At 49.0% G+C, this 6000-nt stretch carries 5 protein-coding genes; all 5 read left to right on the plus strand.

What is annotated here, in order from left to right; translation table 11 throughout:
* The first annotated feature begins 136 nt into the window (after positions 1 to 136).
* The 5 genes from QUB64_RS13030 to QUB64_RS13050 all read left to right on the plus strand — a co-directional run bounded on the left by QUB64_RS13030 (position 137) and on the right by QUB64_RS13050 (position 5865).
* Positions 137 to 622, plus strand: coding sequence for a hypothetical protein (locus tag QUB64_RS13030; protein ID WP_333268817.1), 486 nt, complete (start codon positions 137 to 139; stop codon positions 620 to 622).
* Between the two features lie 635 nt (positions 623 to 1257).
* The gene (locus QUB64_RS13035; RefSeq protein WP_333268816.1) at positions 1258 to 1863 is read left to right on the plus strand and encodes a DUF1517 domain-containing protein; all 606 of its coding nucleotides are present in this window, start codon (positions 1258 to 1260) and stop codon (positions 1861 to 1863) included.
* A gap of 366 nt (positions 1864 to 2229) precedes the next feature.
* The gene (locus tag QUB64_RS13040; protein WP_333268815.1) at positions 2230 to 3117 is read left to right on the plus strand and encodes a hypothetical protein; all 888 of its coding nucleotides are present in this window, start codon (positions 2230 to 2232) and stop codon (positions 3115 to 3117) included.
* A gap of 223 nt (positions 3118 to 3340) precedes the next feature.
* Positions 3341 to 4771, plus strand: coding sequence for a DUF3370 domain-containing protein (locus QUB64_RS13045; RefSeq protein WP_333268813.1), 1431 nt, complete (start codon positions 3341 to 3343; stop codon positions 4769 to 4771).
* An 80-nt stretch (positions 4772 to 4851) separates the two neighbouring features.
* Entirely contained in the window at positions 4852 to 5865 is a 1014-nt protein-coding gene (locus QUB64_RS13050) for an S-layer homology domain-containing protein (protein WP_333268811.1), read from the plus strand.
* Positions 5866 to 6000: the final 135 nt, after the last annotated feature.

Genomic DNA, 6000 nt, shown 5'->3' on the forward strand with positions numbered 1-6000 from the left:
TAAATTTTAATTGCGATCGGGCACTTGTTGGTAGTTGCGATCGATCCGTGATTTGGGCGGCGATCGCCTGTTGATAGATTTGTAAAGAGCTGTTACCATTTATTTTTTAATTATCCTTTACAAAATCCAGAGCACCATGAAGAAGTTTCAAGTGTTAGCTGGCATTGCTTCCACCGTCGCGATCGCGAGCAGCATCGCCATAGGTGACGCCGCATCTGCTTTCCCCTGTTCCTACGGCAAATCTGGGGCTGCTCAATCTGGTTCTGGGACAACGCTCCTGGGTTCCGGCGGCTCGGATCGAATGAATCCGTGGAAATCCTACAAAACAGCAGCTCTCGGTTTCCTGGGTTTGGCTGGGATTTTGGGTGGCGGTGCGGCCTATATGAGCTACCGCGCCGGTAAGCGCGCCTCTGCTGCTTGCGATGCGATGAGCGATAATTTTGAAGTTTTTGAAGAGCCGACGATCGCAGATGCAGGTGTTTCTGAGCCAGCAGATGCGGTTGCAGCCGTTCGCGAACACCCGGAAGCTCCGGGGGGCGAGCTGGATTTGCCGAGAGCGCAAGTTTCCGAGGTGAGTGCGGAAAGTGCGATCGAAGAAGGTGAAAGTGCGATCGTCAAATAGTGATGTCAAACCAAAGTATTCGCTCAACAAGCCTCCAATCTTACAAGATTGGAGGTTTTTTGATGGCAATTCAATAAACAGCAATTTTCATTGTGATTGTGGGACGGGCGTCTCGCCCGTCTATGATTGGACGGGCGAGACGCCCATCCCACAGACTTATGCAAATTATTTAATTCACGCTCCTGAGCTGCAACCTGTGTATTTTCGTCGGTGGAACTAGGTTGCTGCGTTATATTGTATCGATTAACTGCAAAAAGATTAGTTCGTAGTGCGTCCTGGTGTCCGCTCTCCGGCTGCGGACACCAGGACGCACTACGAACGGTTTTTGTTATGTAATCGACGGGACATGATATCAGTTCTTTCTGCAAGTAATTAACTCAATAGACTTGAGTTGCATAAATCTTTGATGCCATAAGGAAACCGCAGATCGAGGCAGATGCTTTTCCTTATAGGAGAGCGAATGCTGGCGATTCAATTCTCATACCGACACTTTAAATTTAGATGAGTCAAAGCGATACAGTTCACCGAGGAACTCGATCCAAATGCCCTCGATCTCAATCTGAGGTTAGACGGCAAGACTTGAAATCGCCTGCTATGCTTGGAAATATAGCCCTACAGATTTACAAGTATAGGTTATGAATGCTTGGCGCGATCGATTCAATCAATTTACAGGTAAAACTCGATTGGCAGTTTGCCGCATATTCGTCCAGCTAACAGGGGAAGAAGTTGCACCGCTGTTAGGAGTTCTCAACCGCACCGCCAGAGAAGCAATTGATGCCGATGGCGACGTAGCAGTTTTGGGAGAAGGGCTGGTAGAAATTTGCAATCATCTGTTGCAGTATGACAATTACTGGCAAGCCGCCGCCAATGAAGGCGATGTTTTTTGGGATGAAGGCGAAGCGGGCGATTATGTGGATGAAATTTTTACTGATTCAGCCGATCGCTATCTCAGCGAGCCTCAATACAGCACATCTGTTTACGATAAAAATTCTCCCTTATCTTTGCCGGTCACTAGAAATGTCGTGGTGATGCTGACAGTCGCCTATGAAGGGGAAGTTCCAGCCCTAGAAACTGACCTCGCTAACATCAGCGCCTTGAAAGTCGGTTTAAAATCACTGATTAATTTACATTACCAGGAAAGGCTGCGAGCTGTGCAAGTTCACTTTTCTCCCGCACAGTTGGGAGACGAACTTACTAACGACCAAGTTTTGGTCAATTTCCCAGAACTCATTCCCCTTTAAAAATGATAAAAACACAAAAAGTGAATCGGCGAGCCGCGAAGACAATTCACTATCCTCACAAATAATTTGGGTCAACGCCCCCTAAAATAAAAGAGTAAACATAAAAAAGGTTTGTAGTGAGGACTTCAGTCCTTTTCCTGAGAATCAATCAGGAGTTGAGTCCAAAGTGCGATCGGGTGTTGAGGAAGTTGTTGATAATTCAATCCGCTGGGAATCTGACAGTGGAGGAGGCGAAACCCTCGGAAAAACAGATGCTGCGATTGCTTCGTTCCTCGCAATCACAAAAAATAGGGTTAACCCAAGCGTATTGATGACCAATTACCAATTACCAATTACCAATTCCCAATTCCCCATTCCCAATTATTTATGATACTGCGAAAACAGACAATTTATTTAATGGCTTTAACTTTATTGTGGACGGCAACGGCCTGCGGATCTCCTCGCACAGAAACTGTAAATCCTGCTGCAAATCCTCCAAATGGGAATGTTAACACAGTGCGTCCTGCACCGAGAAATAACTTGAGTCAAGGGCAATATCCCGTACAGCAAGCTACCTACAACGATGCTGATGGGGAATACAGTTTGATGTTGCTAAATACTCCCCCCGGCAGTACCCCGGTTTACCGCACTACCGATTTGCAAATGGCTCGCTTGACGGAGGAAGAAATCTCGGCAGGAAAGAAAAGTTATCTAAGTCTGGATAACAATAAAGCGAGCTTGCATTTGACAGAAGATTTTAAAATAGAGTACGTTCACAACGTTACTGAAACTGTTAACAATCCTCAAACAGGTCAGCAGGAAACGGTGGTAGTTCGGCAGCAATCAGGCTTCTGGGCGCCGTTTGCAGGGGCGCTGGCCGGTCAGGCGATCGGCAGTTTGCTATTTACACCGCGATATTACGTGCCGCCATTCTATCAGCCCGGGGTGATGGTGGGATATGGCGGGTACGGCAATACTTACCGCCAAGCTGTGGTGCAATATCAAACTCGCTACCAAGCGCCGCCTCCGGCTGTGAGAAACCGTCAAGTTTTAAGGACGACTGGCCGCTTGCGATCGCCCTCATACAACGAGCCAGTAAGACGCCCAGCACAGCCAGGGGCTAATCGATCGACCGGTTCGGGTTACGGCGGCAGCACTTTGAGGCGATCGCAGCCCGGCCAAAATCAAAACAGGCCCAGTCCGAGTTTTGGTAGCGGCAGGAGTTCCCGCCAACCGAGCCGCAGTCGCTCTTTCGGAAGCGGCAGAAGGCGCTGATAAAAGAGAGTTCAACAATCAATCGCGATCGCACAATTTCTGAATAATATCGTGTCCGATCGATTAACCGCAATAAGTAACGTTCGTAGTGCGTCCTGGTGTCCGCTCTCATGCGGACCCCAGGACGCACTACGAACCGTTTTTGTGATGGTAATTGACCGCAGATGATATAACTTAGGTTTAGACTGTAGCCAAGTTTTAGTTTAGCTTGCAGTCAAGTCTTATGATTCAGAAAAAAAGCAAGTTTGGTCGAATTGCTGGCATTTTTGCGATCGCACTCCCACTAGGCGGATTATTTATCCTCAAACAACCCGCACAGTCTATCCCCGCCAAACCGACACCGGAAGAAATTGTACAAGTTACTGAAGTGCGATCGCTCCCCGGCCAACTTGACAACATTCCTCTCTTCAACAGCGACAGTCCCGAATGGGTAAAAAAAGAAGGCATTTTGCTCTCAACCTTTCCCCCAGAAGGTAAAAAAGTCCCCGGCGCCCACCTCAACTTTCCCTTCCAGGGGCAATTTAACTTGTTTGCGCACCATTTTTCTCACACTCCTCCCAATTTGCAGACCTTATATATAGGTGCGATATTATACAATTCTGGAACGGAGCCGATAACGGTGGAAGTTTTGCAGGCAGCGAGTTACCTGATGGAACCGGATGCGCCGTTCAAACAAAAACCAGAACAAAGTGAGAGTCCCAACGGCGAAGTATATTCCGGCCCGGGGATGCGGGCTGTCGATAGCGTGTTGCGGGGAATGCGACAGCCGGATTTTCCGGAAAAACTGGCGATCGCACCGGGCGAAACGGCTATGCTGATGAATCGTCCGATTCCGGTGCGGGGTTTGTCCAAGCCGATAAATGGTCGTTCTACTTTTGTGCGACTCAACTGTAGGGGTGGTGCCCCCGTGCCCGCCCCAGCCAAGGTTTATGCGGCAACTTTGGCGATGTACGCTAAGCAAAATGCTGATGGGAGCGATCGCGCGCCGACTCTGCAAGAATGGCAGGAATTGCTGGATAACGGCGGTTTGGCAGGCCCGCGCGACAAAACCCCGACGCCCCCCGGCGCTGCTGGTAATTTGATTTACGGGCGCGTTGCGGGGGTGCAGCAAGGCTCTGGGTGGCAAGCTCAATTGGTCGATCGCGATACTGCGGATCTCAAAATTCCTGAAATTGGCAAAGGGATATCTTTTGCGATCGCCACCTTGCGCGGGGGCACTTTCGGAAGCCAACAAGTGCAAGCAGCAAAACTGTTGGCGCGCTATCCTGACACCGCCTACGAAGCGCACGGCAATTACGGGGTTTACTACGATTTGACTTGGCCGCTGTACAATCACACCGACAAACCGCAAACGGTAGCGCTGAGTTTGGCAACGCCTTTAAAAGAAGATTTGCTGTCAAAAAATGGATTGCGCTTTCGCAAACCTCCGCTGGATTTTCCCTATTTTCGAGGGACTGTGCGGCTGCGCTATCAAGACGATCGCGGTGCGGATACGACTCGCTACGTGCATTTGTGGCAGCGCGTCGGTCAAGTTGTGGAACCGATGCTAAAGTTGAAGTTAGCTGCGGGCCAAAGGCGATCGATCGAAGTTGATTTTATCTATCCTCCCGATGCTACGCCGCCACAAGTATTGACAGTGAAGACTTTGGAATAGTTTAGTTGGCGAGCTCTGCCTCTGCCCGACTCAAAAAATATGTGATTTAATTGCTACATTGATATGTAGGTGACAAGTTTATGTCTTCTTCACTACCTCCGTCAGGGAAAAGAAACCCTCTAGGATTTGATGAATTGATTGCGATCGTGGTGGCCTTCGGCACAATGGGAGCAATTTTCTTTTGGGTAACAGGCAGAAATCCCGATCGATTTAATGCCAGAAGTTTGCAATTCCCAGCCGTTTTCTCTCAACCTGCTGTACCTGGGAACTCGACAATATTAACGCCTGTCCCGCCGAGAGAGGATGTGCGATCGCCCGCTACAGTCGTCATTCCCTCGGAACCGGATGCCGCCCCTGTTGTACCTTTAGCGCCGGTTTTACCAGCGCTTCCTCCCATGGGGACGATCGTGGTTCCCCAAACGCCAATTGAGCGCGAGGCTCCCGCTCCAGTAATTACCAAACCGAAAGCGGCTAAACCAAAAGCTGGGCCCGTTAAATTCTCCGATGTTCCTGAAAAATATTGGGCGCGTCCATTTATTGTAGCTTTAGCCGATCGGCAATTTTTTGCTGATTTCACGGACAACAAGTTTCGGCCTGACGAACCGATAACGCGATCGGAACTAGCGCGCTTAATTCAGGGAATGTCGGACAAAGAACCGCGCCGCAAACCGATTACTTTTAAAGACGTGAAGAGTAATAGTCCGGCCGCTAGTGCGATCGACCACAGCGTCAAAACAGGATATCTCAAAGGATACCCAAATAATGAGTTCCGTCCCGACAAAGAAGTTCCCCGGGTCGAAGTCATCGCAGCTTTAGCAAGCGGTTTAAAGCTGAAACCGTCAGCGAAAGCCAGCAAAACATTACAAGTTTATACAGACAGGAAAAAAGTGCCGAAATGGGCAGTCAACAAAGTAGCAGCAGCGACGGAAGCTGGCATTGTTGTCAACCACCCGCAGCCCACACTTTTGCAGCCTAATAGAATAGCTACTCGCGCGGAAGTAGCAGCCATGATTTACCACGCTATGGCCAAACAAGGCAAAGTACCTGCTAAGCCTTCTGAGGCTGTGATGAAGCCTGTAAAGTCGTCCAAATAATATTTTTGGGGCGCCGCAGGAGCAACGCCCCAGAATAAGATTTAATCGAGATGTTTGTATTCAGGACTTCAGTCCTTTTTTTTATATTTTCTCAGGACTGAAGTCCTCACTACGAACCTGGTTTGTAGTAGGGAA

Source organism: Microcoleus sp. Aus8_D2 (assembly GCF_036702665.1).
Classification (GTDB): domain Bacteria; phylum Cyanobacteriota; class Cyanobacteriia; order Cyanobacteriales; family Microcoleaceae; genus Microcoleus.

Coding starts and splice junctions, on each gene's coding strand:
- QUB64_RS13030 (WP_333268817.1), top strand. CDS start 137: ATGAAGAAGTTTCAAGTGTTAGCTGGCATTGCTTCCACCGTCGCGATC.
- QUB64_RS13035 (WP_333268816.1), top strand. CDS start 1,258: ATGAATGCTTGGCGCGATCGATTCAATCAATTTACAGGTAAAACTCGA.
- QUB64_RS13040 (WP_333268815.1), top strand. CDS start 2,230: ATGATACTGCGAAAACAGACAATTTATTTAATGGCTTTAACTTTATTG.
- QUB64_RS13045 (WP_333268813.1), top strand. CDS start 3,341: ATGATTCAGAAAAAAAGCAAGTTTGGTCGAATTGCTGGCATTTTTGCG.
- QUB64_RS13050 (WP_333268811.1), top strand. CDS start 4,852: ATGTCTTCTTCACTACCTCCGTCAGGGAAAAGAAACCCTCTAGGATTT.